This is a genomic window from Mesorhizobium sp. B2-3-6 (assembly GCF_006442305.1).
In the GTDB taxonomy this organism is placed as follows: Bacteria; Pseudomonadota; Alphaproteobacteria; order Rhizobiales; family Rhizobiaceae; genus Mesorhizobium.
Genome location: NZ_VFVW01000006.1, coordinates 88,616 through 112,148 on the forward strand (window position 1 = coordinate 88,616; position 23,533 = coordinate 112,148).

21 protein-coding genes and 1 pseudogene are annotated in these 23,533 nt (G+C 62.3%); 15 read left to right on the plus strand and 7 right to left on the minus strand.

Features of this window, described 5'->3' with window-relative positions; translation table 11 throughout:
- Positions 1-104 precede the first annotated feature (104 nt).
- The 6 genes from FJ953_RS18445 to FJ953_RS18470 all read left to right on the plus strand — a co-directional run bounded on the left by FJ953_RS18445 (position 105) and on the right by FJ953_RS18470 (position 5,641).
- A complete protein-coding gene (locus FJ953_RS18445; RefSeq protein ID WP_140523267.1) occupies positions 105-1,082 on the plus strand; it encodes an asparaginase in 978 nt (325 codons plus the stop codon).
- Between the two features lie 79 nt (positions 1,083-1,161).
- On the plus strand, positions 1,162-2,238 hold the full coding sequence (locus FJ953_RS18450) for a tartrate dehydrogenase (RefSeq protein WP_140523264.1): 1,077 nt from the start codon (positions 1,162-1,164) through the stop codon (positions 2,236-2,238).
- Between the two features lie 8 nt (positions 2,239-2,246).
- Entirely contained in the window at positions 2,247-3,416 is a 1,170-nt protein-coding gene (locus tag FJ953_RS18455) for a mandelate racemase/muconate lactonizing enzyme family protein (protein WP_140523261.1), read from the plus strand.
- Entirely contained in the window at positions 3,413-3,718 is a 306-nt protein-coding gene (locus FJ953_RS18460) for a hypothetical protein (RefSeq protein WP_140527984.1), read from the plus strand. The genes FJ953_RS18455 and FJ953_RS18460 overlap by 4 nt, the downstream gene beginning before the upstream one ends.
- Before the next feature lie 52 nt (positions 3,719-3,770).
- Positions 3,771-4,529: an SDR family NAD(P)-dependent oxidoreductase gene (locus FJ953_RS18465; protein WP_140523255.1), complete on the plus strand. Its 759-nt coding sequence runs from the start codon at positions 3,771-3,773 to the stop codon at positions 4,527-4,529.
- Between the two features lie 197 nt (positions 4,530-4,726).
- Positions 4,727-5,641 carry a polysaccharide deacetylase family protein gene (locus tag FJ953_RS18470; protein WP_140523252.1) on the plus strand — a complete coding sequence of 305 codons (915 nt, stop codon included), beginning with the start codon at positions 4,727-4,729 and terminating at the stop codon, positions 5,639-5,641.
- Between the two features lie 444 nt (positions 5,642-6,085).
- On the opposite strand, the gene FJ953_RS18475 is transcribed toward FJ953_RS18470, so the two are convergent.
- The 5 genes and pseudogenes from FJ953_RS18475 to FJ953_RS18495 form a co-directional block, all read right to left on the minus strand.
- A complete protein-coding gene (locus FJ953_RS18475) occupies positions 6,086-7,228 on the minus strand; it encodes a GSU2403 family nucleotidyltransferase fold protein (protein ID WP_140523249.1) in 1,143 nt (380 codons plus the stop codon).
- A gap of 205 nt (positions 7,229-7,433) precedes the next feature.
- A pseudogene (locus FJ953_RS18480) lies at positions 7,434-7,673 on the minus strand (DDE-type integrase/transposase/recombinase); the annotation flags it as partial.
- Positions 7,654-8,238, minus strand: coding sequence for a DUF1403 family protein (locus FJ953_RS31115; protein ID WP_140523247.1), 585 nt, complete (start codon positions 8,236-8,238; stop codon positions 7,654-7,656). The gene FJ953_RS31115 and the pseudogene FJ953_RS18480, both read right to left, overlap by 20 nt.
- Positions 8,142-9,428 (minus strand): FAD-dependent oxidoreductase, encoded by a 1,287-nt coding sequence (locus tag FJ953_RS18490; RefSeq protein ID WP_140523245.1) that lies wholly within the window; start codon positions 9,426-9,428, stop codon positions 8,142-8,144. Before FJ953_RS18490 ends, FJ953_RS31115 begins: the two co-directional genes overlap by 97 nt.
- Before the next feature lie 99 nt (positions 9,429-9,527).
- A complete protein-coding gene (locus FJ953_RS18495; RefSeq protein ID WP_181165427.1) occupies positions 9,528-10,448 on the minus strand; it encodes a LysR substrate-binding domain-containing protein in 921 nt (306 codons plus the stop codon).
- Between the two features lie 155 nt (positions 10,449-10,603).
- Between FJ953_RS18495 and FJ953_RS18500 the strand changes: the two genes are divergently transcribed.
- From FJ953_RS18500 to FJ953_RS18540, 9 genes are all read left to right on the plus strand, one after another.
- Complete coding sequence (locus FJ953_RS18500; protein WP_140523240.1) at positions 10,604-11,455, plus strand: transporter substrate-binding domain-containing protein; 852 nt, start codon at positions 10,604-10,606, stop codon at positions 11,453-11,455.
- Between the two features lie 202 nt (positions 11,456-11,657).
- Positions 11,658-13,196 (plus strand): FAD-dependent oxidoreductase, encoded by a 1,539-nt coding sequence (locus tag FJ953_RS18505; protein ID WP_140523237.1) that lies wholly within the window; start codon positions 11,658-11,660, stop codon positions 13,194-13,196.
- 48 nt (positions 13,197-13,244) lie between these two features.
- Positions 13,245-14,339, plus strand: coding sequence for a LysR substrate-binding domain-containing protein (locus tag FJ953_RS18510; RefSeq protein WP_224684691.1), 1,095 nt, complete (start codon positions 13,245-13,247; stop codon positions 14,337-14,339).
- Positions 14,340-14,408: 69 nt separating this feature from the next.
- On the plus strand, positions 14,409-15,995 hold the full coding sequence (locus tag FJ953_RS18515; protein WP_140523234.1) for an FAD-dependent oxidoreductase: 1,587 nt from the start codon (positions 14,409-14,411) through the stop codon (positions 15,993-15,995).
- Complete coding sequence (locus FJ953_RS18520; protein WP_140523232.1) at positions 15,992-16,852, plus strand: transporter substrate-binding domain-containing protein; 861 nt, start codon at positions 15,992-15,994, stop codon at positions 16,850-16,852. The genes FJ953_RS18515 and FJ953_RS18520 overlap by 4 nt, the downstream gene beginning before the upstream one ends.
- Positions 16,853-16,900: 48 nt before the next feature.
- On the plus strand, positions 16,901-17,647 hold the full coding sequence (locus FJ953_RS18525) for an amino acid ABC transporter permease (RefSeq protein ID WP_140499588.1): 747 nt from the start codon (positions 16,901-16,903) through the stop codon (positions 17,645-17,647).
- On the plus strand, positions 17,644-18,483 hold the full coding sequence (locus FJ953_RS18530; RefSeq protein WP_140523229.1) for an ABC transporter permease subunit: 840 nt from the start codon (positions 17,644-17,646) through the stop codon (positions 18,481-18,483). Before FJ953_RS18525 ends, FJ953_RS18530 begins: the two co-directional genes overlap by 4 nt.
- A complete protein-coding gene (locus FJ953_RS18535) occupies positions 18,467-19,258 on the plus strand; it encodes an amino acid ABC transporter ATP-binding protein (protein ID WP_281405127.1) in 792 nt (263 codons plus the stop codon). Before FJ953_RS18530 ends, FJ953_RS18535 begins: the two co-directional genes overlap by 17 nt.
- Positions 19,259-19,400: 142 nt before the next feature.
- The gene (locus FJ953_RS18540) at positions 19,401-21,443 is read left to right on the plus strand and encodes an NADH:flavin oxidoreductase (protein ID WP_140523226.1); all 2,043 of its coding nucleotides are present in this window, start codon (positions 19,401-19,403) and stop codon (positions 21,441-21,443) included.
- Positions 21,444-21,463: 20 nt separating this feature from the next.
- Here the strand turns inward: FJ953_RS18540 and FJ953_RS18545 are convergent, their stop codons facing one another.
- Both FJ953_RS18545 and FJ953_RS18550 read right to left on the minus strand, forming a co-directional pair.
- The gene (locus FJ953_RS18545; RefSeq protein ID WP_140523224.1) at positions 21,464-22,759 is read right to left on the minus strand and encodes an FAD-binding oxidoreductase; all 1,296 of its coding nucleotides are present in this window, start codon (positions 22,757-22,759) and stop codon (positions 21,464-21,466) included.
- 31 nt (positions 22,760-22,790) lie between these two features.
- Positions 22,791-23,489 carry an HAD-IA family hydrolase gene (locus tag FJ953_RS18550; RefSeq protein ID WP_140523221.1) on the minus strand — a complete coding sequence of 233 codons (699 nt, stop codon included), beginning with the start codon at positions 23,487-23,489 and terminating at the stop codon, positions 22,791-22,793.
- Positions 23,490-23,533 lie beyond the last annotated feature (44 nt).

Here is a 23,533-nt window from a genome sequence, read left to right on the forward strand (position 1 = left end):
AAAAAATGCGAAAAATTCGTGCATTTCATGCACAAAAAAATAGCTTCTTGATTTCTTGGTCTGACCAAATTATTCAACGTCGGGTACGGCAGCGAGGAACCGAAATGCGAAAAATCTGTCTGATGACAACAGGAGGGACAATCGCATCCAAGCTGGAAGCCGAGAGCGGACATGTCACCGCAAGCGTCACAGGATCGGAGTTGCGCGCCATGCTGCACGATCCGCTCGATGGCATTGACATCGCCATCGACGAGTTCTGCAACGTCGGCAGCTATGCCATCGACCTCCCGCTCGGCTTTGCACTGGCCCAGCGGATTTCACACCACCTTCAAGGTGACTTCGATGGGGTCGTGGTGACCCACGGGACCGATACGATGGAGGAAAGCGCCTTTTTGGCTGATCTCCTTGTCGCGACTAACAAGCCGATAGTGTTCACCGGCGCACAGCACGCGGCCGATGAGGCGAACCCCGACGGCCCACGCAACCTCACGGATGCCATCCGGCTAGCCGCGTCCGAAACTGCGCGGGGCCTGGGCGCGATGATCTGCTTCGAGCAGGAATTCCATGCTGCGCGTGACGTGAGCAAGTCGCACAGTTCACGCACCGATACCTTCATCTCCTACGAGCACGGCAAGCTCGGGGAAGTGGACGGCGACCGCATCGTATTGCACCGCAAGCCGGTCCTGCGCCGCACCTACGACGCAAAAGGCATTGTCGCTGATGTCGATCTTATCAAGCTGGTCATGGGGATCGGTGACCGCTACATCCGCTTCGCCGCCCAGGATGGTGCCAAGGCCATCATTCTGGAGGGTTTCGGGCGGGGTAACGCGACGCCCGCCGTCACTGCCGCCGCGACGTCGCTTGTCGCCAATGGTACTCCCGTCATCATGACCAGTCGTTGCCAGCGCGGCCGGGTCAAGCCGATTTATGGCAATGGCGGCGGCAAGACACTCTCCGACGGGGGCGTGATCTTTGCCGGCGACTTGAGCGGCCAGAAAGCACGAGTGCTCGTGGCCGTCCTGCTCGGCATGGGCATCGAGGGCGAACGCCTGCGCCAGGAGATCGAATATTTCGGCGGCTGATGCCCGCTCTTCCACCGCCTGATTTCCGTAAGGCGGCCGTCCATCGCCGCCGTCCCATTCCTGCAGCCGAGGAACCATGATGTCAGCAAAGAAGCACAGGATCGCGGTCATTCCCGGTGACGGGATCGGCAAGGAGGTCGTCCCCGAGGGACTTCGTGTACTGGAAGTGGCGGCAAGGCGCTTCGGCATCGACCTACAGCTCGACCATTTCGACTTTGCGTCGTGCGATTACCATGCCAGGCATGGCCGCATGATGCCGGAGGACTGGAAGTCCCGGATCGGAAACCATGATGCCATCTTCTTCGGCGCGGTGGGCTGGCCGGCCATGGTTCCCGACCATATCTCGCTTTGGGGATCGCTGCTGCAGTTTCGCCGCGAGTTCGACCAATACGTCAACCTGCGCCCCGTCCGGTTGATGCCGGGCGTGCCCTCGCCGCTCGCCAACCGCAAGCCCGGCGATATTGATTTCTACGTCGTGCGCGAGAACACCGAGGGCGAATATTCATCTATCGGCGGCCGGATGTATCCGGGCACGGAGCGCGAGATCGTCATCCAGGAAACCGTGATGTCGCGCGTCGGCGTCGATCGCATCCTGCGTTATGCGTTCGATCTGGCGCAGAAGCGTCCGCGCAAGCACCTCACATCGGCCACCAAATCCAACGGCATCTCGATCACCATGCCGTATTGGGACGAGCGCGTCGAGGCGATGGCCGCCCAATACCCGGATGTCTCTTGGGACAAGTACCACATCGATATTCTGGCAGCCCATTTCGTGCTCAATCCGAACCGTTTCGACGTTGTGGTGGCATCGAACCTGTTCGGCGACATTCTCTCGGATCTCGGACCCGCCTGCACCGGCACGATCGGCATCGCCCCGTCGGCCAACATCAACCCGGAACGCCGCTTTCCGTCGCTATTCGAGCCGGTACACGGCTCGGCTCCGGACATCGCCGGGAAAGGCATCGCCAATCCGATCGGACAGATCTGGACGGCCGCCATGATGCTCGACCATCTTGGTCACGAGGAGGCTGGCCGCGCGATCGTGGAAGCCATCGAAGCCACGCTGAAGAGCGAAGCCACCCGCACCGGTGATCTCGGGGGCAAGGCCGATACCGTCACCTGCGGCAAGGCGGTGGCGGAGGCACTCGAAGGATAGGACCAAGCATGCGCATCGTCGACATCAGGGAAAAGACCGTCTCGATCGCCTCCCCCATCGCCAACGCCTATATCGACTTTTCGAAGATGACTTGCTCGGCCGTCGCCGTGATCACCGACGTGGTGCGTGATGGCAAGCCGGTGGTTGGCTACGGCTTCAACTCGAATGGCCGCTACGGGCAGGGCGCGCTGATGCGCGACCGTTTCCTCGCGCGCGTCCTCGAGGCCGATCCCGAAACACTGATCGACCATGAGAACGACAACCTTGACCCGTTCGCCATCTGGAAGACGCTGATGACCAACGAGAAGCCCGGAGGCCACGGCGAACGGTCCGTGGCGGTGGGCACCATCGACATGGCCGTCTGGGATGCCGTCGCCAAGGTCGCCGGCGTCCCGCTGTGGCGCCTGCTGGCGGACCGTTACCGGGCGGGCGTGGCGGACGAGAAAGTTTGGGTCTACGCGGCAGGCGGCTACTATTATCCCGGCAAGGATCACTCGAAGCTTCAGGCGGAGATGCGGGGCTATCTCGACCGCGGCTACAAGGTCGTGAAGATGAAGATCGGCGCGGCGCCCCTGGATGAGGATCTGCGCCGCATCGAGGCCGTGCTGGAGGTGGTCGGTGGGGGCCAGTATCTGGCTGTCGATGCCAACGGACGCTTCGACCTGAAGACCGCCGTCGCCTATGCCAAGGCGATGCAGCCATACGGCCTGTTCTGGTACGAGGAGGCCGGCGATCCGCTGGACTATGCGTTGCAGACGGAACTGGCGAACCACTACGGTGGGCCGATGGCGACAGGCGAGAACCTGTTCTCGCACCAGGATGCGCGCAACCTCTTGCGCTACGGCGGCATGCGGCCCGACCGCGACTATCTTCAGTTCGACTGTGCCCTCTCCTATGGCCTGGTGGAATACCTGCGCACGCTGGAGGTGATGAAGGCGCTTGGCTGGTCGTCACGACGCGTGGTGCCGCATGGTGGACACCAGATGTCGCTCAACATTGCCGCAGGGCTGCATCTGGGCGGCAACGAATCCTATCCCGACGTTTTCCAGCCCTTTGGCGGCTTCGCCGACGACATCGCGGTCGAAGATGGCTATGTCGGGCTACCCGATGTTCCCGGTGTCGGCTTCGAGAAGAAAGCCGAACTGTTCAAGCTGTTCCGACAATTGCACCAGCCGTGAGCGAGACGCCGGCCGTGCCGAACGACAGTTTTCAGCCTGTCAGGACGTTGCACCCGCCTATGGCGTTGCAGACTGCTTCGGTGACTTCGCGCGTCGTCGCCGCAAGATTGGGTGCGGCGACGCCGACAACCGCAACCTCCTTCGAACTCAGTGTGATATCGGCCCTCATAATGGCCATGCGGAGCAATGGCCTGATCATTCTCGGCATCTCGTGCGAGAAGCAGAAGATCATCACCGGCCTAATTCTCATCCTTGCGGTGTTTCTTTCGCTGGAACACGGCAAGATCGGCGTCATCGAGTGATGCGCCTCATGTCCACAATCGCATCGAACCACGCAGTGTCCGGGAGATCGTCATGACCAAGCCTACCGTAATCATCAGCGGCGCCGGCATCGGCATTGGCCGCGCCACGGCCCTCGCTTTCGCCAGGGTTGGCTACAGAATCTGCGTGACCGACATTCTCGAGACCGAAGGCAAGCAGGTGGCCGAAGAGATCAAGGCGGGCGGCGGGGATGCTTATTTCCGCAAACTCGATGTGACCAGATCGGATCAGGTCGACGACGTCGTGGGGGAAATCGACAAGCAGTATGGCGGCGTGGACGTCGTGGTGGCCAATGCGGGTATCGCCCACAAGGTGCCGCTGGCGCAGATGAGCGATGCCAAGTGGGACATCACAGTCGACATTGACCTAAAAGGCGTGTTCCGGATGGCACGCGCTGCCACGCCGCGCATGCGAGAGCGTCGCAAAGGCGCCATCGTGGCGGTATCGTCGATTTCAGGCATGAGCTATGGCTGGGCCGAGCATGTCCATTATTCCGCCGCCAAAGCCGGCGTTCTGGGTTTGGTGCGAGGCTTGGCCGCCGAGTTGGGCGGCGACGGGATCCGGGTCAACGGCGTCGCGCCCGGTTTCATCCGCACGGCACAATCCCTCTCCGAGGAGCACTCGATGGGTGAAGCGCGGCTGGTGGCTCAGGCTCCTTCCATTCCATTGCGTCGCATCGGCGAACCCGACGAGGTGGCGGATGTAATCCTGTTTCTGGCTTCCGACGCAGCGCGATACGTGACGGGCCAGACTTTGCTGGTAGACGGCGGGCTGACGATCAAACAAGGCTAAACATCATCATGCGTCTGCTTGCTTGTGCAACTGGTCGTCCTTTGTGCCAAGCCAAGGCGCCCCACGTTGCATCCGCTTGGCGGCGGCGTGGTGGAGGTCTATACGTATCGGCCCACTGGTGGTGCGACTGGGTTGACGGCGAGTCACCCTATGAAGCTGATCAATCCAAGTGCGTTCCAAGCCCTTAGGACCGTCGCATGCCGCTGAGCCCTCGCGAACGAATAGACTACCAGGCCATCGTCGATAGACAGCCGCTGAAATTGCCTGACGGCGTCAGGATGCCGGTGTGGCTGATCGTCAATGTCGAACATTGGGACGCGAGGCGGCCGATGCCGCGCACCGTCTTGCCGCCGCCGATGGGCATGCCGATGCTACCCGATATTCCGAATTGGTCGTGGCACGAATACGGCATGCGGGTCGGCTTCTGGCGCATCCACGAGAGCCTGACATCCCGAACAATTGTTCCGACGTTGGCCATCAATGGATCAGTGTGCGAGGTCTATCCCAGGATCGCGCATGCCGCGCACGACGCCGGATGGGAACTGATGGGTCACGGTTGGCTCCAAGGGCCGATGCACAACCTCGAAGACCAGCGCGTTGCAATTCGGCGCACAATCGGCGCGCTGTCCAAGATTTCCGGTAAGCCGCCGGTGGGATGGGAAAGCCCAGGGCTTACGGAGACCTCGGACACGGCCGACATCCTCGCTGAAGAAGGAATTCGGTACGTCGCCGATTGGGTAATGGACGACCTGCCTTGCGAACTGAAGACGACGGCCGGCCGGCTGGTGACACTCCCCTATACGGTGGAGATTAACGATGTCGCAATAATGGCTGTGGCGCAGCACTCGTCGGCGGAACTGCTCGAGCGCGGCAAGCGCCAGTTCGACCGGCTGTATCGGGAGAGCGCGACCTCGCCCCGGATCATGTCCATCAGCGTCCATCCTTATCTTAGCGGTGTTCCGCATCGGATTGGCTATCTGGAGGAATTGCTGGATTATATCTCCTCTCATCGCGACGTGGCATTCTGGACGGGCGAGCAGATCTATAATTGGTACACTTTTGCGCGGCTCCCCGCAGGGTCGGTAGAGCTGTCTGGCACGGCTATGGGTTGAAAAAAGCAAACGCTCGTCTCCACCGAAGCGCAGCATTCTCGTCGATCGGGCTGTTCGGAATGCTATTGCGGAACTGGCGGGCCCGTGGCAGCTTGGGCGAGGCGTATCCGCGCTTTGGTGAGCGCGAATTTCCGTCCGCCTTTGCGGCCGCGTGCTCTGGCGGTAGGAAGACCAGCTGGCGCATTCACGGGTCAGGTCGCGCTCCAACTCGCCAGCGTGGTGAAGACGCAAAACCACCATACGGCCGCTGCGGTCGTGGTGCGATCTACGCACTTTTCCGGCTGGTCAGGCAGGGTTCTTTACCGTATTGGCCAGGTAGGCAAGCGATCGCCCGAGGCAATCCAGCTTATAGTTCCTTAGTGCCTTGTTTTAGACGAACACGGCGAACAGACCTCAGCTACGGTATATTCCCTCGTACGCGATCCTGATCAACGAGGATATTCCTCAGTCCAAGCGACAGGGCGGCTTTCGGGTCGCACTTTTTTCTGGCGACGACTTCACGGCCGAGTTGAAGCCGTCCAACTCCTCGCCGATCTCGACAAGGGCCTTTCTGACTGTCTCCTCAACTTCCTGTCGTTTCTTCGGCGGCATCAGGCTCAGCCCCTTCAGCATCGCCTCGCGCCAGTGCTGCCCCCTGCCCCACGCTTCCGCGAGCGCTGTTGCAAGGTCGTCCTGGCGACGGGTGGCCTCCAGTGCCTCGATAAGGAGGCTGGCCTGATAGACGTCCTTTTCGCGCTTGGCGACGCCGTTTGCATCTGATTGCCTGCGAGAGGCGACGATGAGCTTGTGAACTGCATAGCGTTCCGGCGACGGCACGGTTACAGGCACCCCTGACCGATGCAGCATCACGGTCCGGATGGGCTCGTGGATGAGGAAATCAAGGAAACGCAAGGGCTGCGCCGAAGCTCTGCCCAGTGCTGGCATCGGAGTGGCATGGTCGGTGTAGTGATCGGATCCCCGGTTCGGCGTGAGGAATTCGACCTTGTATCTCGTTGCATTCTCGAATTGCGTCGCGTGTGCGGGATCCGATCTGTGCGGGATCTCCCTGAAGGTCGGGTCAATCTCTCTCAAGATTTCCAAGATCGGCGGCCGGCTGTCGTCGACTGACGAGGAGATCGAGTAGTGCTGCGCGAAATCGGCATCGCCGGTTTGCAATGAGGCACCGGGCAATCTCACGCCGAGATGTCCCGCATACGTCTGGAAGGCAACCGTACCGACGAGCACGCCTCTCAGGCGGAAGATTCCTGCTGCTCCCATTGCTCCAACGACATCGCCAGTGAACCGGTCCGGTGCAGTCAGCCCTGCTTGGCGAGTCAGCGTGGAGACGAGTTTCCGTCGCCCGCGGAGGTCTTCCTTGATCTCTTGGAAGGCTGCAACGCGTTTCGCGATCTCGGGATCATCGGACGGGCCGACATACTTCCGCGTCTTCTTGGGTTGGGTCTCCTCAAAATACCAATAATCCCGCCCCTTCACCGGAACCCGAACGAAATTTCCCGCCGTTGAGAAGTCGGTTTCGAACGATGCACCAAGGCAGCGCTGAACGAGTTCCGCATACATCGTGCGATAAACGAGATCGACCGTCTTCATGCGCCGGCTCCGTTATAAGAAAAATGAGTTTCTCTTATAACAGGATGAACTCAAGCGACGCAAGCGGTGGTTATAAGACAGTTGCAGAAATCTTATAACGCCGCCGCATCATCCAGGGTTCACGCAGACCCGTCATGCCACACATGGCGATCGATGCGCCCGGCTTTGGCCAATGCTACCGCCAACGATGCTGGAGCCGCGCCGATCAATCAGGCACCGCGTGACCGCCGCTGATCATGTGAACCATTTTGATGCCGTTTAGGATGATCGCGGCTGATCCCGGTGATTTGAAGCCGAGCATTGACCCGATGCGGCGCTTGATGCGCCGATGGTCCTGTTCGATCCGGTTACTCAGGTATTTACTCTTGCGGGTCCGGATCGGCTTCAGCCGACGCCGGGAACGATACTGCAAGCGATTTGAGTTGTCACAGGAAACGACAGCCTCCAGGGTGGGCTGGTGCTGCCAGCACCAGGTCGGCAAGCCACCAGGCCAAAAGCTCGGGGTCGGGCCGAATCGCGGCGACGCGGGCGGCGATTGCCGTTGCAGCGAACGGCACCGGCCGCTGCGATCCCGCCAGTTTTTCGATCTCCGTGCAAAGGTCGGCGAGCGCCGCGCGGTGGCAATGGAGCCCGAGCTGGTCGACGATCTTTTCGAGTCGGTCGGCGCTGCCAGCGGGCGGCTGCACGGACAGCTGCCGCCAGGCGCCAAGAACCGCGCCGGCGGGGCCGGGATCGGCGCCGGCCGGGCGCAGGTACCAGGGGTCGCGCAGGGCGTCCTCGGCGCGGCCGGCGAGCCGCATGCTGCCGGCCGCGCTTCCTATCGCGGTGAGCTCGGCTCCGGCCTGTCTGACAAGTCCGTCAAGCCCGGCTCCGCCGTTAAGTCTAAGGCGAGGCCGCGTGAACGAACACGATCTCAAAGCGCCTGTTGCGCTTTGTGAACGATGCCCTTTTCGAACCGGGAAAGAGCAAAGGCGGAAAGATTGATCGAGGGGCTGCCCTGTGTGACCCATTCGCCGAGTTGTTTGCCGATGGAAGGTCCAAGCGCAAAGCCGTGGCCGCTGAAGCCGGCCGCCACGAAGAGTTCGAGCTCTGGCTTGGGCCGATCGATGATTGGAATGACGTCGGGCGTGATATCCAGCCTGCCGGCCCAGGCGTTCTGCAGTTCGATCGTATTCAGATGCGGAAAGATCTGCCGGAAGCCAGCAAGGTTGGCCATCACCTTGCGCATATTGGGCTTCGGCTCCGGCAGCGCCTGCACGGCATTGCGGCGGCTGAAGCGCGCGGCTAATTGATGACGGAAATCGGCTCCGATGCTGAGGTGCAGTTGACGCCAGTTGTTGCGATAGGCGGGTATGAAATGGCGCATGCAGCGAAATGAGTCGACGGTGATTTCGTAATCGACTCCCATGCCGCGATAGCCGTTACCGATAATGAAATCGCCGCCCATAGAGGGGCGGAATGCAACGCGGGGACCCCACATCGCGATGCGGGTGAAGGGTGCTGCCTTCCGGGTGCGGCCGACGGAGGATTTGACGATCTGGATAGGCAGGTGCAGGCCGGCCGAAGCGGCCAGCACCGGTGCGCCGATGCCGTTTGCCAAAACGACGGTTTTTGCTTCGAAGATCCCGTTAGACGCCAGGAGCCTCGGTCTGTCCTGCCTGTCGAGGTCGAGCCGGAAAACCGGTGTATCTTCCAGGATAGTGACTCCGGCTTCGCGTGCCGCAGCCGCGATGGTCCGGGTCGAAAGAGCCGGATCGGCATGGGCGTCGTCGGCGGTGAAAAGTCCGCCGCGCCATTGCCCAGCCAATTCGGGGATTGTCTGACGAACGTCCGCGGCATCCAGCAGGCGCGTCGAAAGGCCGAAGCTGCGCGCAATATCGTGGCCGCTGCGGATCCGATCCTCATCGGCAGCGGTTTCCGCGGGGACCAGGATTCCGCTGCGGGTGAACTGCGTCGCCTGTGTGCCGTATCTCGAGGTCAAGTCCGCCCACAGTTCCAAGGCTTCGACCGCGAGCGGCAGCTCGGCTTCATGCCGTCCTTGCCGGCGGATGAAACCCCAGGCACGGCTGGATTGTTCGGAAGCGATCTTGCCGCGCTCGAAGATTGTTACCGACCTCCCTTTGCGGGCTAGGGAAAGAGCGGTCGAGCAGCCGACAATTCCTCCACCGACAATGGCCACGTCCGTTTGAAAGGTGCCCATCTATGTTCCTTGCCCGATCCTTCGCCGCGACAATAACAGGAGAAGGCAGCCGCGCGTGGCATAGGGCTATGCCGGATCGGCATAGATGCGCGCCCGGCTTCAATTGCGGTGGAAGATATCGTCGATCTGACGCAGGACATCGCGGCGCGATGCCTTGAGGCTGGAAATGAATTCGCGCGCGACGCGCGAGGGGGAACGGTGTGTCGGATAAAGCATGCCGAGACGCAGGCTGACCGCGGGCTCGAAGGGAATGGAGCGCACTCCCGGATGCTCGCGAAAATCGAACGCCGTGAAGGGGTCGATCAATCCGATTCCCAGCCCCTTGGCCACCATGTTGGCGATGGTGCTAAAAAGCTGGGCTTCAAGGACAATGCGGCGCTTAACGCCGTAGCGGTCGAAAATCTGGTCGGCGAGTTGCCTCCCCAGATGATTGTGGGTGATGGAGATATAGCGTTCGTCGCGTAAATCTTCCGGCGTCAGCCGTGCCTTCTGCGCCAGCCGATGATGGCTTGGAACCGCCATCAGATAATGCGCGGAGCAGAATTCCTCGATTTCGATGCCGGAGCGGTCGAAGGGATATTCGGCGATGCCGACATCCACAAGCTGGCTGGCGACGAGTTCTTCTATGCGCGGCGACATCTGGATACGCAGCGAAATGCGGCTCTCCGGCCGGCTTGCCGTGAAGCGGGCGATCGCCGAAGGCATGAAGTCCATTGCCAGCATCGGCAGCGACGCCGCCGAGACCATCCCGGAATTGGCGACCTGCATTTCGCGGGCGATCTCGCGGATTTTGTCGATCGACACGAAGGCACGAAGAACCTCCTCATGCAGCAGGAGGGCTTCCGGCGTGGGATTGAGGTGCCCGCCGGACCGGTCGAACAGGGTCACTGACAAAGATGTTTCCAATTGACCCAGAAGCCGGCTTACGGCCGGCTGGGAAACGCCGAGAAGCTCCGCGGCCCCGATGGTGGTCTTTGCAGTCATCGTTGCCTTGAAGGCTTCGAGTTGCCTGATGTTCAAGCCGCCTCTCCTTTGCAGCCTATAACGGAACTGCATAGCGTCCATAATTCCCCTTATTTGACAATGGGATCGGCGCGAAGTCCGATTGATGAGGCGGTGACCAATCGCCGGACCGCGACATTTGTCGCCAATAATTGCAATGGGAGGATTGGGCAATGGATTTATGGGTGAAGTTCACGTCGATCGCCGTCGTGGCTGGCGCGGTCCTTGCGGGAGTTGCCGCAAAGGCGGACGCGGCCAATGATCGCTTCAAGGAAGTCCTTGAACGCGGCACGCTGCGGGTCGGAGTGCAGGGTGCCTATCCGCCCTGGTCCTATCGTGACCCCGATGGCAGGCTCGTCGGGATCGAGCCTGATCTCGCTGCGGATGTCGCCGAAAAGCTGGGCGTCAAGCTGGAACTGGTTCAGATCGAATCCGCCAACCGCATGCAACTCCTGCAGCAGGGAAGGATCGACCTCATCCTCGGGGCGATGTCCGACCTGCCGGAGCGACGCAAGGTCGTCGGGATGGTGCAGCCAGCCTATTGGGTATCGGGCGCCAATGTCATGGCCAAGGCCGGACTGATCAAGAGTTGGGAGGATCTCAGCGGCAAGCCGCTTTGCGCCAAGCAAGGCCTTTTCTACAATACCGTGATCGCTCAGGCCTATGACGCCAAGATCATTTCCTTTTCCGGCAATACGGAAACCAAACAGGCCCTGCGCAGCGGCAAATGCGCAGCGTGGCTGTCGGACGATACGGCGATCCAGCAGTCGTTGAGAACCGAAGGCTGGGATGGTTACGAAATGCCCCTGAAATCCCGTTATCACAGCTATTGGGCGGCAGGCGTTCCACTGGAGGAGCGCGACGGCATCTGGGGAAAATTCATGACCGGCATGAGCCATGGCTGGCATGCCTCCGGCAAGCTCATCGAACTTGCCGAGAAATGGAAAGTGGTCGCGGATCCGTGGTTCGAAGCCGAACACGAAAAGCTGCTTGAGGCTGACAACACGAAAATGGACAGCCAGTAGTCTCAACGCGACAGGCGCGCCGCCAGGCCGGTTGGCGGTCGACAGACAGCCTTTGTCGAGCCGCCGGCCGGAGACGGAAAAGCTCCATTTTGAGACCGGTGGACGCGGTCCTCCGGTCGATTTTTTTCAACTCTTGGTTCGATCGGCCCGGCGCGGGCGCCTGCGCCAAGCGGATCCATAGTTGCAAACAAGCAGGGATATCATGCGCCTTTCACTCGATGAACTTTCCGGATCAGTCTTCGACGTCGCCATCGTTGGTGCCGGCATCAACGGCGCCGAAACAGCGCGTTGCCTCAGTGCTGCCGGCTATTCGGTGCTGCTCGTCGACAAGAGTGATTTCGCCGCCGGCGCCAGCGGACGGTCTTCGCGGCTCCTTCATTGTGGTCTGCGTTATCTCGCGCCCGGAAAATCCGTCTGGGAATTCGTGCGCCAGCCGCAGCGCTTCCTGACCGCGTGCCGGATGGCCCGGGCGGCGATGCAGTCACGGGCGCAATTCGTCCGCGACACGCCCGACCGTATACGCTCCATGAGGTTCTGCTTTCCCGTCTACCGTGGAGGCCCTTATAGCGGGTGGCAGATCGATGCGGCGTTCCGCATCCTGAAATCCCTGGGCGGCCGCGAGGTGCCGCTGAATTACCGCCGGTTATCGGGCGCAGAAGTCGCGCAGATGCCGCTTCTCCAGCATCTGCGCGACAAGCAGGCGCTCCAGTCGGTCGCCATGTTCGACGAATACCAGTTCGACTGGCCCGAACGGGTGGTGGTGGATGCGGTGCTGGAAGCGCAGCGTCTGGGTGCGTCGGTACGCAACTATACCGAAGTCACCCATGCGGCGCAGCAGGGCGATCTGTGGCAGCTGGAGCTCGGCGATACGCTGGATGCTGCCGCCCGGCCCGTTCACGTCGTCGCGCGCAGTGTTTTCAACATGGGCGGGATATGGATCGACCGCATTAATGCGCGCGTCGAGGCTGGGCGGATCGGTCGTCGCATCACCGGCACCAAGGGCGTGCATATCGTGGTCCGCCTGCCGCCCGAATGCAGCCGTTTCGGCATCGCAACGCTCAACCGGCTGAATGAGGGGCTGTACTGTATCCCGTGGCGTGGCCTGCATTATTTCGGACCGACCGAAACGTTGTATGACGGCGATCCCGACGACATCCATCCGACCGAGGAGGATTTCGAGTTCCTGCTCGGCGAAGCCAATCATCTCCTGCCGACGCTCGATATCAGGCGGTCCGACATTCTCTATGGCTGGGCGGGCGTGCGGCCGCTCACTTACGATCCGGCGCAGCCCATGGGCGCACGTTCGCGGCAACTGCATGACTTCGGTCCTGAAGGAGCGCCCAACCTGTTCGCCATGACGGCAGGGCCGATCATGAGCCATCGCTCGGCAGGGCAGCTCGCATTGACGGCACTGGGCAAGGGACTGGCACCGTCACGGCCGAGCCAGCAGCCGGATTTCGCTTCCAGGAGCGTTCCGCGCGAAACCGGGAACAGCTCACGCGAGGACAAGCTTTCGATCATGCAACGGGGCGTGGAGAGCGAGCATGCCGAGACCATCGACGATCTGCTGGTACGCCGCAGCGGCCTCGTCTGGAACGACGACCCGCTTGGCGAAGACGTGGACCTGGCAGCCGAGGTGCTTGCCAAGGCGCGCTCATGGTCGGCGCAGAGGAAGCGGCAGGAGGCTGCTTCCGCCCGGGAGGCTATCGCCCATCGGCTGCACATTGATCCGCCCGCTTGACCCAATATCGGGCCCACCTGCCACCAGAGGCAGTGTTTCATGCCCTCTTTGCAGGACAGTCCGCGCCTTGAAGCCGTCAAAGATAATGACAGCCTGCTGATGGATAGATGCTACACAGCCGGTACGCGATCGCGGGAATCGCGATTACGGGACGAATGGCTTTGCAGGGAGTCCGGGGAAGACCGGTGCGCCATGACAAGTACGTTGAACCTTCTGCACTACTCGGCATTTCGCGCCGTCATGCTCACCGGCACCGTCAGCGGCGCGGCCGAATTGCTGGGGCGCAGCCAGCCGGCCGTCAGCCGGCTTCTCGACAAGCTGGAATACGAGCTTGGCGTTTCGCTTTTCGAGCGCCGCAGGGGCCTGATCACGCCGACCACCGTGGCACACCTGTTACTCGACGAGATCGAGCGAGCCTATGTCTCGCTGGACGCGTTGAGCAGCTTCGCAGCACGGTTGGCAAGCGGGGAAGGCGGCGAGATCAGCCTTGCGGTCATGCCGGCGCTGGGCATCAATTTCGTGCCGCATCTGCTGGCCGATTTCAGGAAGAACTGGCCGAAGACCAAGGTCACGCTGAACGTGCGCATGTCCGTCAAGATCGAGGAATGGGCGGCCGCGCAGCAGATTGATTTCGGACTGGCGGAAACACCGTTCAAGCGCTCCGGGTTCCGGACCGAAGTCTTCAGTGACGCGCCCTATATCGCGGCTGTTCCGCGCGATCATCCGCTCGCCGGGCGCAGCCGGCTCGGCCCGGCCGACCTGCGCCAGGGGCCATTCATTTCCTGGACTTCCTTCGTCTCGGCACGGCATCTCCTCGATCAGGCGCTGCTGTCCAGTAGCGTCAAGGTGGATGCCGCCTATGAGACGACCTTTTCGGTGTCGGCCTATGAAATGGTCAAGCACGGGATCGGTATTGCGATCATCGATCCCTACACCGCGGTCGAGCAGTTGGACGACCGGGTCAGGCTGATCCCCTTCGCGCCGAAGATCCCGTTTAACGTTGCCCTGCTGCGCCCGGAGTCGCGCGGGCCCAACCCCGCCGCCGATGCCCTGCTGGAGCTGATGGCGCAAAAGCGCGATCGGATCCTGAGACAATTGCCGGACCAGGACGATATGCACACTACGCATATCAATCGCCGATAATTCTATTTTGAACATTTCGGTATCAGCGCTTTATTGGCGTGATCGACCGTCCAGGAAAACAGGCCGCCAATGTCGCCTAGAATTATCGAGATGCAGGGCCGGGACTACGATGTCGTCGTGGTCGGCGCCGGCATCAACGGTTCGAGCGCGGCGCGAGAACTGGCCGCAGCGGGTTACAGCGTCCTCCTGGTCGACAGGAGCGATTTCGCCGCCGGCGCCTCCAGCCGATCCTCGCGCATCCTGCATTGCGGCCTTCGATATTTCGAAACGCCCAACCCGATCCGCACCTTTGCGTTTCATCCGCAGCGCTTCGCCGCGGCCTTGCGCATGGCGCGGGCGGGGATGGAAGCGCGAACCGAACTTGTCGGGCGGAGCCCGCAACGGTGCAAGCCCTTCACCATGTGCTTTCCGATTTATCCGGAGAGCCCCGTCCGCGGCTGGCATTTGGATCTCGGTTTCCGCATCCTGCGCCGTCTCGGGCCACCGGAACCGGCGCTCGCCTATCGTCGGCTGAAGAGTGATTTCGAAACCCACCTGCCATTCGCAAACGACCTGCGGGACCCCGAAAGTCTGCGGTCGATTGCCACCTACCGTGAATACATCATGGACTGGCCGGACAGGCTGTGCGTGGATGCCGCCCTCGACGCCGAGCGAAACGGCGCCGAAATACGCCTGTTCTGCGAAGCTTCCGTTATACGTAGGAAGCCGGAAGGCTGGCTCGTCGAACTGCGCGACGGTAAGGGGGAAGCGGCCGAGGTTCGCGCGTCCGTCGTGCTGAACATGGCCGGCACCTGGGTGGACGCGGTGAACGCCAATCCCGTCGCCGGCAAGCCAGCGCCCTGCCTTGTTCGCGGCACCAAGGGCGCTCATATCGCGGTCAGGCTGCCGGATTCCTATCGCGGCTACGGCATCGCCACGATCAACCGCAGCGGTATGCCGTTCTATTGTCTGCCTTCGCATGACGACTGCTTTTATTTCGGGCCGACGGAGACGCCTTTCGACGGCGACGCCGCCGGTGCCGCAGCCACCAACGAAGACATCGATTTCCTGCTTGCGGAAGCCAGTCACATGCTTCCCGGCCTGCGGCTCGGCCGCCGCCACGTCGAATTCACCTGGGCCGGCGTGCGGCCGCTCACCTTCGATGCAGCCGAGCCGATGGGGCGGCGCACGCGTCAGATCCACGATCTCGCATCTGCCGGCAGGCCGGGTATCTTCGCGATGACGGCAGGGCCGGTCATGAGCCATCTGAGCGCAGGGCGCGAGATGCTGCGGATCGTCGAGAAGCAACTGAAGCCGACGCGCAAGTCCGTGGCGAGGCGGATCCCGGAGACAGGCGACAGCGGTGCGGAGTTCGCAATTTCGAGGCCGCTTTCGCAAGGCAGGCGCGCCGCTTTCCGCACAGCGGTTTCGGTCGAGCATGCCCGCGACCTGAAAGGTATTCTCTATACGAGGACAGGCCTCGCCTGGCGCCGCCATCTCGACCGCGCCGAGGTTGAGGAGGCTGCCGATGCCATTGCCGATCTGGTCGGCTGGGCGCCGGAGCGGACCGTCAGTGAAATCGACGGGTTCATCCGATACCAGAAGACGGCGTTCCGCGCCGCATCGGACCTTCCAATTCAGCCGACAACACACAAAATGGGAGATGTAGAAGCATGAAAATCGGATCAGCACTGAAAACCATCGCCGCCCTTGCAGTCACGCTGGCCGCAAGTGCGATCCTTCCCGCCAGCAGCGCGCAGGCGGCCGAATCGCATCTGCAGCAGATTCTGGAACGAGGCGCCGTGCGTGTCGGCGTTCTCGGCGCGTTCAAGCCCTGGTCCTTCCCATCGCCGGATGGTTCGATGCAAGGCATCGAGGTGGACCTCGCCCAGTCGGTAGCCGATGCGCTCGGCGTCAAGCTTGAGCCGGTCGTGGTCACGTCCGCCAACCGCATGCAGTTCCTGCAGCAGGGCAAGATCGACGTCATCATCGGCGGCATGTACGACACCACTGAGCGGCGCAAGGCGGTCGGCATCATCGAGCCGGCCTATTGGACGTCCGGTCCGACCCTGCTGGCCAAGGAGGGTGTCATCAAGGACTGGAAGGACATCGCCGACAAGCCGGTCTGCGCCAAGCAGGGCGTCTACTACAACAAGCTGGTGGAGACGGAATATCACGCCAAGGTCGTCGCCTTCACCGGAAACACGGAGGGTAAGGAAGCCTTGCGCTCCGGCAAGTGCATCGCCTGGGTCTATGACGATGCGAGCATTATGGCCGACCTCGCTTCGGGCGAGTGGAAGGGTTATGAGATGCCTGTTTCCGTTCTCTTCGACAATCCCTGGGCGGCCGCGGTGCCCGTGGCGGAAGTGGACAAGGCCTTGGGCGTGTTCATGGCAGGCATGGCCTATCGCTGGCAAGCGTCCGGAAAGCTGGTCGAGCTTGAAAAGAAATGGAAGGTGAAGCCGTCGCAGTGGATCGCCGAGCAGCACAAGAAGGCTGAGTGGGACACGAGCTACCTGAAGGGCGGCAACTGAGCCGATGCTCTGCGAAACGCTGATCGATGACCGGCTGCCGGAGCTAAAATGTTCCAGTTGATCGCGCCCTTCTTCCAGGATCTCTACGACCGCACGGGCCTCAATTTCATCGTCTTCTACGACAGCTATGAATATGGGCGCTTCCTGTCCGGCATCAGCATATCGCTACAGCTGATCTTCTGGTCGATCGTCGTGTCGCTGGTGATCGGCGTCTTGGGGGCCTGGGCGCAAAGCGCCCGGTCTCCCGTCCTGCGGGTGCTGATGGATGCCTATATCCAGGCATTCCGCAACACGCCGCCGATGATCCAGCTCCTGTTCTTCTATTTCGCTCTCGGCGCCTTCACGCCGCAGGTCGATGTTGGCGGCTATTACCAGCCGCTGATCTCGTCCTTCGCCTGGGCGATCATCTCGCTCGGCATTTTCGGCGGCGCCTTCAATGTCGAGATCTTCCGCGCCGGCTTGGAGGCGGTGCCGGGATCGACGAAGGAAGCAGCCGAGAGCCTGTGCATGAGCAAGTGGCAGATATACCTGTATGTCACCCTACCGCTGGCCTTCCGCATCAGCCTGCCGGCCCTCACCAACAATCTCGTCAGTCTCGCCAAGACGACATCGCTCGCCTACGTCATTTCCGTCCCGGAGATGACCTATACGCTGAACCAGGTGTGGTCGGACAATGTGAACGTGCCGGAGATGATGTTGCTCCTGTTCCTGTTCTATGTGCTCGTCGTCTCGCTCCTGGCCGCCGGGCTCCATTTCATCGAGCACAGGCTGACCCTGCCGGGATACGGCCAATGAGCGGCGCGGCTTTCCGTATCGAAAGGGGCCGCTTCGCAGAAGAAAGCTTCTGCTCGCGCATCCATTGGCGGCACGGGCTGTGGCTGGTGCTCGCCTTCTTCGGCTCGCTTGCCTTCGCCTATGCCCAATCGGACCCCCAGCAGCAGGCCCCGTCGGCCATCGCCACGCTGATCCTGTGGCTGCCTTTCATTCTCAAGGGTTTCGCTCTCAATCTCCTGATGAGCTTCATCGCCATGGCGGTCGCAACCCTTCTGGGGATCGGGCTGGGATTGCTGCGGGTCAGCCGCTCGAAGCTGTTGCGAACGCCCGCATGGTTCGTGACGCATCTGTTCCGCAATTCGCCGTGGCTGGTGATCCTGTTCACGGTCATGCTGCTGGTGCCGTTCGAGATGCGCCTGCCCGGCGCCGGAACGGTGGCGATACCGGACTGGATCAAGGCCACCTTCGCCTTTTCGCTACCGGTGATGGCCAATATCAGCGAGGTGCTGCGCGGCGCCATCAACTCCATCCCGAAGGGTCAGTGGGAATCGGCGGAGAGCCTTGCCTTCACGCGTGGCCAGACCTTGCGCTGGATCATCCTGCCGCAATGCGTCAGGCGCGCCATTCCGCCATGGATGAACTGGTACGCATTGCTGGCGCTGGCGACGCCGATGGCCTCGATCCTCGGTGTGCACGAGGCGGTCGGCAATGCCCAGGCCGCCATGGAAGCGGCGGGCGCGCGGCCGGAATTCCTCATTCCGTTCTATCTTTTTCTTTTGTGCCTGTTCTTCGCCTACATCTATCCGATCGCAATCTGGACGCGGAAGCTCGAGCGAAAATATGTCGTTGCAAGTTAAATCGAATACCGACGAAGCAAAGCTGAAATCAGGCTGGTCGCCGGACATGCCGATCATATCGCTGCGCGACGTGCACAAGTCCTTCGGCGCCCTGGAGGTGCTGAAGGGGATCAGCTTCGATGTCCGCAAAGGCGAGGTGATCTGCGTCATCGGCCCGTCCGGCTCGGGTAAATCGACGCTGATCCGCTGCATCAACGGGCTCAGTCCTGTCCAGAAGGGCTCGATCAAGGTCGAAGGGCAGGAGGTGAACGACACCAAGCTCGATCTTCTCGCGCTGCGCAAGAAAGTCGGCATCGTGTTCCAGCAATATAATCTCTTCCCGCACAAGACGGCCCTGCAGAACGTCATGATGGCGCCGGTCCTGGTGCTGAAGGAGCCGAAGAGGGAAGTCGAGGAGCGCGCCCGCGCGCTGATCGCCAAAGTCCGCCTGCAGGGCAAGGAAAACGCCTATCCGGGAGAACTGTCGGGTGGCCAGCAGCAGCGCGTCGCCATTGCGCGCAGCCTGGCCATGCGCCCCGACATCATGCTGTTCGACGAAGTCACGGCGGCGCTAGATCCCGAGACGGTGAAGGAGGTGCTGCTCACGATCAGGGAACTGGCGGCAGAGGGCATGACCTGCATCCTCGTCACCCATGAGATGGGATTCGCCCGCGAGGTGGCGGACCACATCTATTTCACCGACCGGGGCGTGATCGTGGAGCACGGCCCACCGGACGAGTTTTTCACCAAGGCGAAGGATCCCAGGACGAGGCAGTTCCTGAGTCAGGTTCTTTAGGGCCGCAGGCCCTCGGACTAGGAGTTTAGGCCCAAGACCCTTGGGCCTCGGAAATTGAACCAACAGGCCGGCAACGGCGACGCGCGGACCGATCCGTCTGCGCGAGCGATCGTGCTCGGCCGGAATTCGGCAGGAGAATGAAATGAACGGGCCGGTCAAGACCATTACCAGGGATCCGCTGCTGCAGCCGCTGACCATCAAGAAGCTGACATTGCGCAACCGTATCATAAGCACCAGTCATGCCTGTGGCCTGGAAGTCGGCGGCATGCCCGAGGAAGCTTATCAGCGCTATCACGAGGAGAAGGCGCGCGGCGGATTGGCGCTATCGATGTTCGGCGGCTCGTCCAACGTCGACCTGGATTCCCCCAACATCTTCCGGCAGCTCAATGTCGGCACCGACGCGATCATCCCGCACTTCCAGCGCTTCAGCGCGCGCATGCATGATCTCGGTGCGGCGCTGATGTGCCAAATCACCCATCTGGGCCGCCGCGGCGATCCTTATGCCGGCGACCGGCTTTCTACGATCGGACCCTCGCCAGTGCGCGAGACGCTCCACCGCAGCATCCCCAAGGAGATGGACGAGCACGACATAGACCGTGTCGTGAAGGCTTACGCCCAGGCTGCCCTGCGCTGCAAGGAAGGCGGTCTGGACGGGATCGAGACCCTGGCGGCCGGGCACCTGATCGGCCAATTCCTGTCGCCGTTGACCAATCGCCGCACGGATCGTTTCGGCGGCGCGCTTGAGAACCGCCTGCGTTTCGGCCTGATGGTCCACGAAGCGATCCGCAAGGCCGTGGGGGATGATTTCCTCGTCGGCATACGTTTTGTCGTCGACGAAGGCCCCGATGGCGGCCTGAACTTCGAGGAATGCGTCAAGGCGGCCCTGATGCTCAAGGCGGGGGGAGGCGTTGACTTCTTCAATGCCATTTACGGCACGATGGATACGACACGCGCGCTTGCGGAGGAGAACATGCCCGGCATGGGCTCGCCGCTGGCTCCATGGATCGAACCGGTCGGCGCCTTCCGCCACGAGGTCGGGTTGCCCGTCTTTCACGCCGCGCGCATTGCCGATGTCGCTTCGGCTCGCTTCGCGGTGGCGGAAGGCAGGCTGGACATGGCGGGCATGACGCGCGCCCAGATCGCCGACCCCCATCTGGTGGAGAAGCTCGCCGGCGGCCGCGAGGCCGAGATACGCCCTTGCGTTGGCGCCACGCATTGCCAGTCGCCGTATCGCCCCTCCTGCCTGCACAATGCCGCGACGGGCCGCGAACTGACGCTGCGCCACATCATCCAGAAGACTGACGGACCTGCCCGCAAGGTAGTCGTCGTCGGCGGCGGACCGGCCGGCCTGGAGGCGGCGCGTATCAGCGCCGAGCGCGGCCATGCCGTTTCGCTCTACGAGGCGGCTGGCGATCTCGGCGGGCAGATCCGGATCGGCGCGACCGGCTCCTGGCGTCGCGACCTCATGGGCATTGTGGAGTGGCGCGAAGCCGAACTGCAGCGTCTCGGCGTTGCCGTCCATACCAACGCCTATATGGAAAGCGCCGATATCGCCGCGCTTGAACCGGATGTCGTCATCCTCGCCACGGGCGGCCTGCCGCAGATCGACCTGCAGGAGGGCGCGGAACTCTGTCTCAACACATGGGACGTCCTGACCGGACAGGTGCCGCTGCATGGCGAAGTGCTGATTTACGACGGAACCGGACGGCATCCAGGCCCGCTTTCCGCCGAACAAGCCAGAGATGCAGGTGCGGAGGTCGCCTATGTCTCGATCGACGCGCAGCTTTCGGAGGAACTGACCTATGCCGAGCGGCTGCGCTGGAAGAAGCGCTTCCTGCAGCTTGGCGTGAGGCCAGTCTTCGAGAGCCGACTCTTCGCGGTTCAGCGCAAGGACAACCGGCTGGAAGCCAGCTTTGTCAATGAAATCTCGCGGGAGGTGACGAGTATCCTTGTCGACCAGGTCATCGTCGAGCAGGGCAGCATTCCCATGGACGAAACCTATTTTGCGCTGCGCAGCCACTCGGCGAATGATGGCGTCACCGATCTCGACGCCATGGTTAAGGCGGCGCCGCAACCGCGCCTGCGGGAAAGCGGCTTCGAACTGCACCGTATCGGCGACGCGGTTTCGAGCCGCAACATCCATGCCGCGGTGCTGGACGCCTTGCGCATATGCAGCGCGCTGTGACGGTGCGCGCGCCGGCGGTGTCAGCGGCCGATGCGGTCGAGAAACTGATACCAGCCCGCCACTGTGCGCACCGCCGGCTCGCGCAGGAAATAGAAGGGGATGGATTGCGGCTCGTTGCGTTGCATCAGGCTGAGTTCCGGCCTGTCTCCCAGCATCAGGTCGACGGCGCGGCGGCCCATGAGGCCCGACATGGCGATGCCGGCCCCGTTGTAGCCGAGCGCGAAACCGGTCCGCTCGTCGAGCATGCCGATCTGCGGCAGGCTATCCATGGTCATGGCCACGAGCCCCGACCATCGGTGGGTGATCGCGGTGCCGGCAAGCTGGGGGAGCATCTCCTTCAGCGCCCTTTCGAGCGCCTGGAAGGCGGAGGCGGAATCTTCGCGCCCGAAGGCCCCGCGCCCGCCGAACAGCATCCGGTCGCCGGCGGGTCGAAACCAGCGCATCATGCGCCGCGTCTCGCTGTAGCTGCGGCAGTGCCGCATCAGCGTGGCCCTGAGGTCGGCGCCAAGCGGCTCGGTCGCGATCATGGCGCTGCGGAAGGGGATCACCGTTCCGCGCACCGGCGCAGTGGCGGCGGTAATGTCGGAATAGCCGTTGGTGGCGATCAAGACATGCCTGGCTGCGACCTGGCCCCGCGCCGTCGTCAAAACGGTGCGGTCGCCGTCCTTCCGGCGTGCCACCACGACCGAATTCTCGAAGATCTCGCCGCCCCCGCTGCGCACTGCGCCGGCAAGCCCCCGCGCATAGTTCAGCGGATGAACGATGCCGGCATGGGTGGAAAGCACGCCGCCGACGAAATCGGCCGAACCGGTTTCCTCGCGCACCGCGCTGGCGTTGAGTATGGTCAGGCTGGCATCGCCGAACATACCCCGCGCCGTCTCCGCTTCGGCCACGAGCCTTTTCTGGGCAAGTTCGTTGTGGGCGCAACGCAAATTGCCGGTCTGGATGAAGCCGGCGTCGGCAATACCCAGTTCTTGGATATTCCGTTCGACGCGATCCATCGCATCATGGCCGATGCGGTGCATGCGCCGCGCCGCTTCAAGCCCATGGTGCGCCGCGATGTCGCTTAGCGAGGCGCGAAACTTGGTGGAAACGACCCCGCCATTGCGGCCGGAAGCGCCCCAGCCGATTTCGACCGCTTCCAGAACGACGGGATGCAGGCCGCGCTCGATGGCGCGCAAGGCGGCATTGAGGCCGGTATATCCGCCGCCGATGATGGCGATATCGGCCTGGACCGCGTTTCCAAGCGCGACCGGCGGCGGCGCCGGCGAGGCCGTTTCCAGCCACAGCGATCGTGGATGTGCCAGGTCCTGCATCGGCATCGTCCTCCCTTGGGCGCCGGCGGAGCTATTCCCGCTCGACGGCGTCGGCGAGGTCGCGCAGTGTGGCGAAATGGAAATCCGGCTTCGTCACTTCGCCCGGATGCGGTGTGCCGCCATAGCCTTCCAGGTGCATCCGCCGCTCGATCCAGCAGACCTTGTAACCGAGCGAGCGGGCAACGCCGATATCATGATACTGGCTCTGTGCAACGTGCAGCATGTCCTCCTGGCGATAGCCGAAGGCGGATTGCCGCCCGAGATTATGCGAGAAGAAGCGTGGGTCAGGCTTGGCGCATCTGGCGTCGTCCATCGTGACGGCGTCGTGGAAAGGGGTCCCCAGCGTGTGCGAGTAGGCGCTGAAGGCAACGCGGTCGGCGTTCGTCATGGCGACCAGGCGGAAATGCCGGCGCAGCCGCTTGAGTGCCTCGGCGGAATCCTCGAATGCCGGCCAGCGCAGCACGGCAATCTGGAAAGCGTCGGCCGAGCGCTGGTCCGCAGGCAGGCCGAGCTTATGGGCCACATGGAGGTAGACGTCCGCCATCACCTGGCTGGAGCGGCCGGGATGATCGACGCGCCCTTCAAGATAGGGGGCGAAGAGATCGTCGTCGCTCAGCCCCTCGGCAGCCTTTCCCCCGATCGAGCGGAACGCGTCGAGAATGCCTTTCTCGAAATCGATGAGCGTCCCCACGACGTCGAATGTCAAAATTTTGAATTGCTTGAAGGACATCAGACCTGCCTCTCTTCCTCGCTGAAACCGGCTTCCGACCGGCG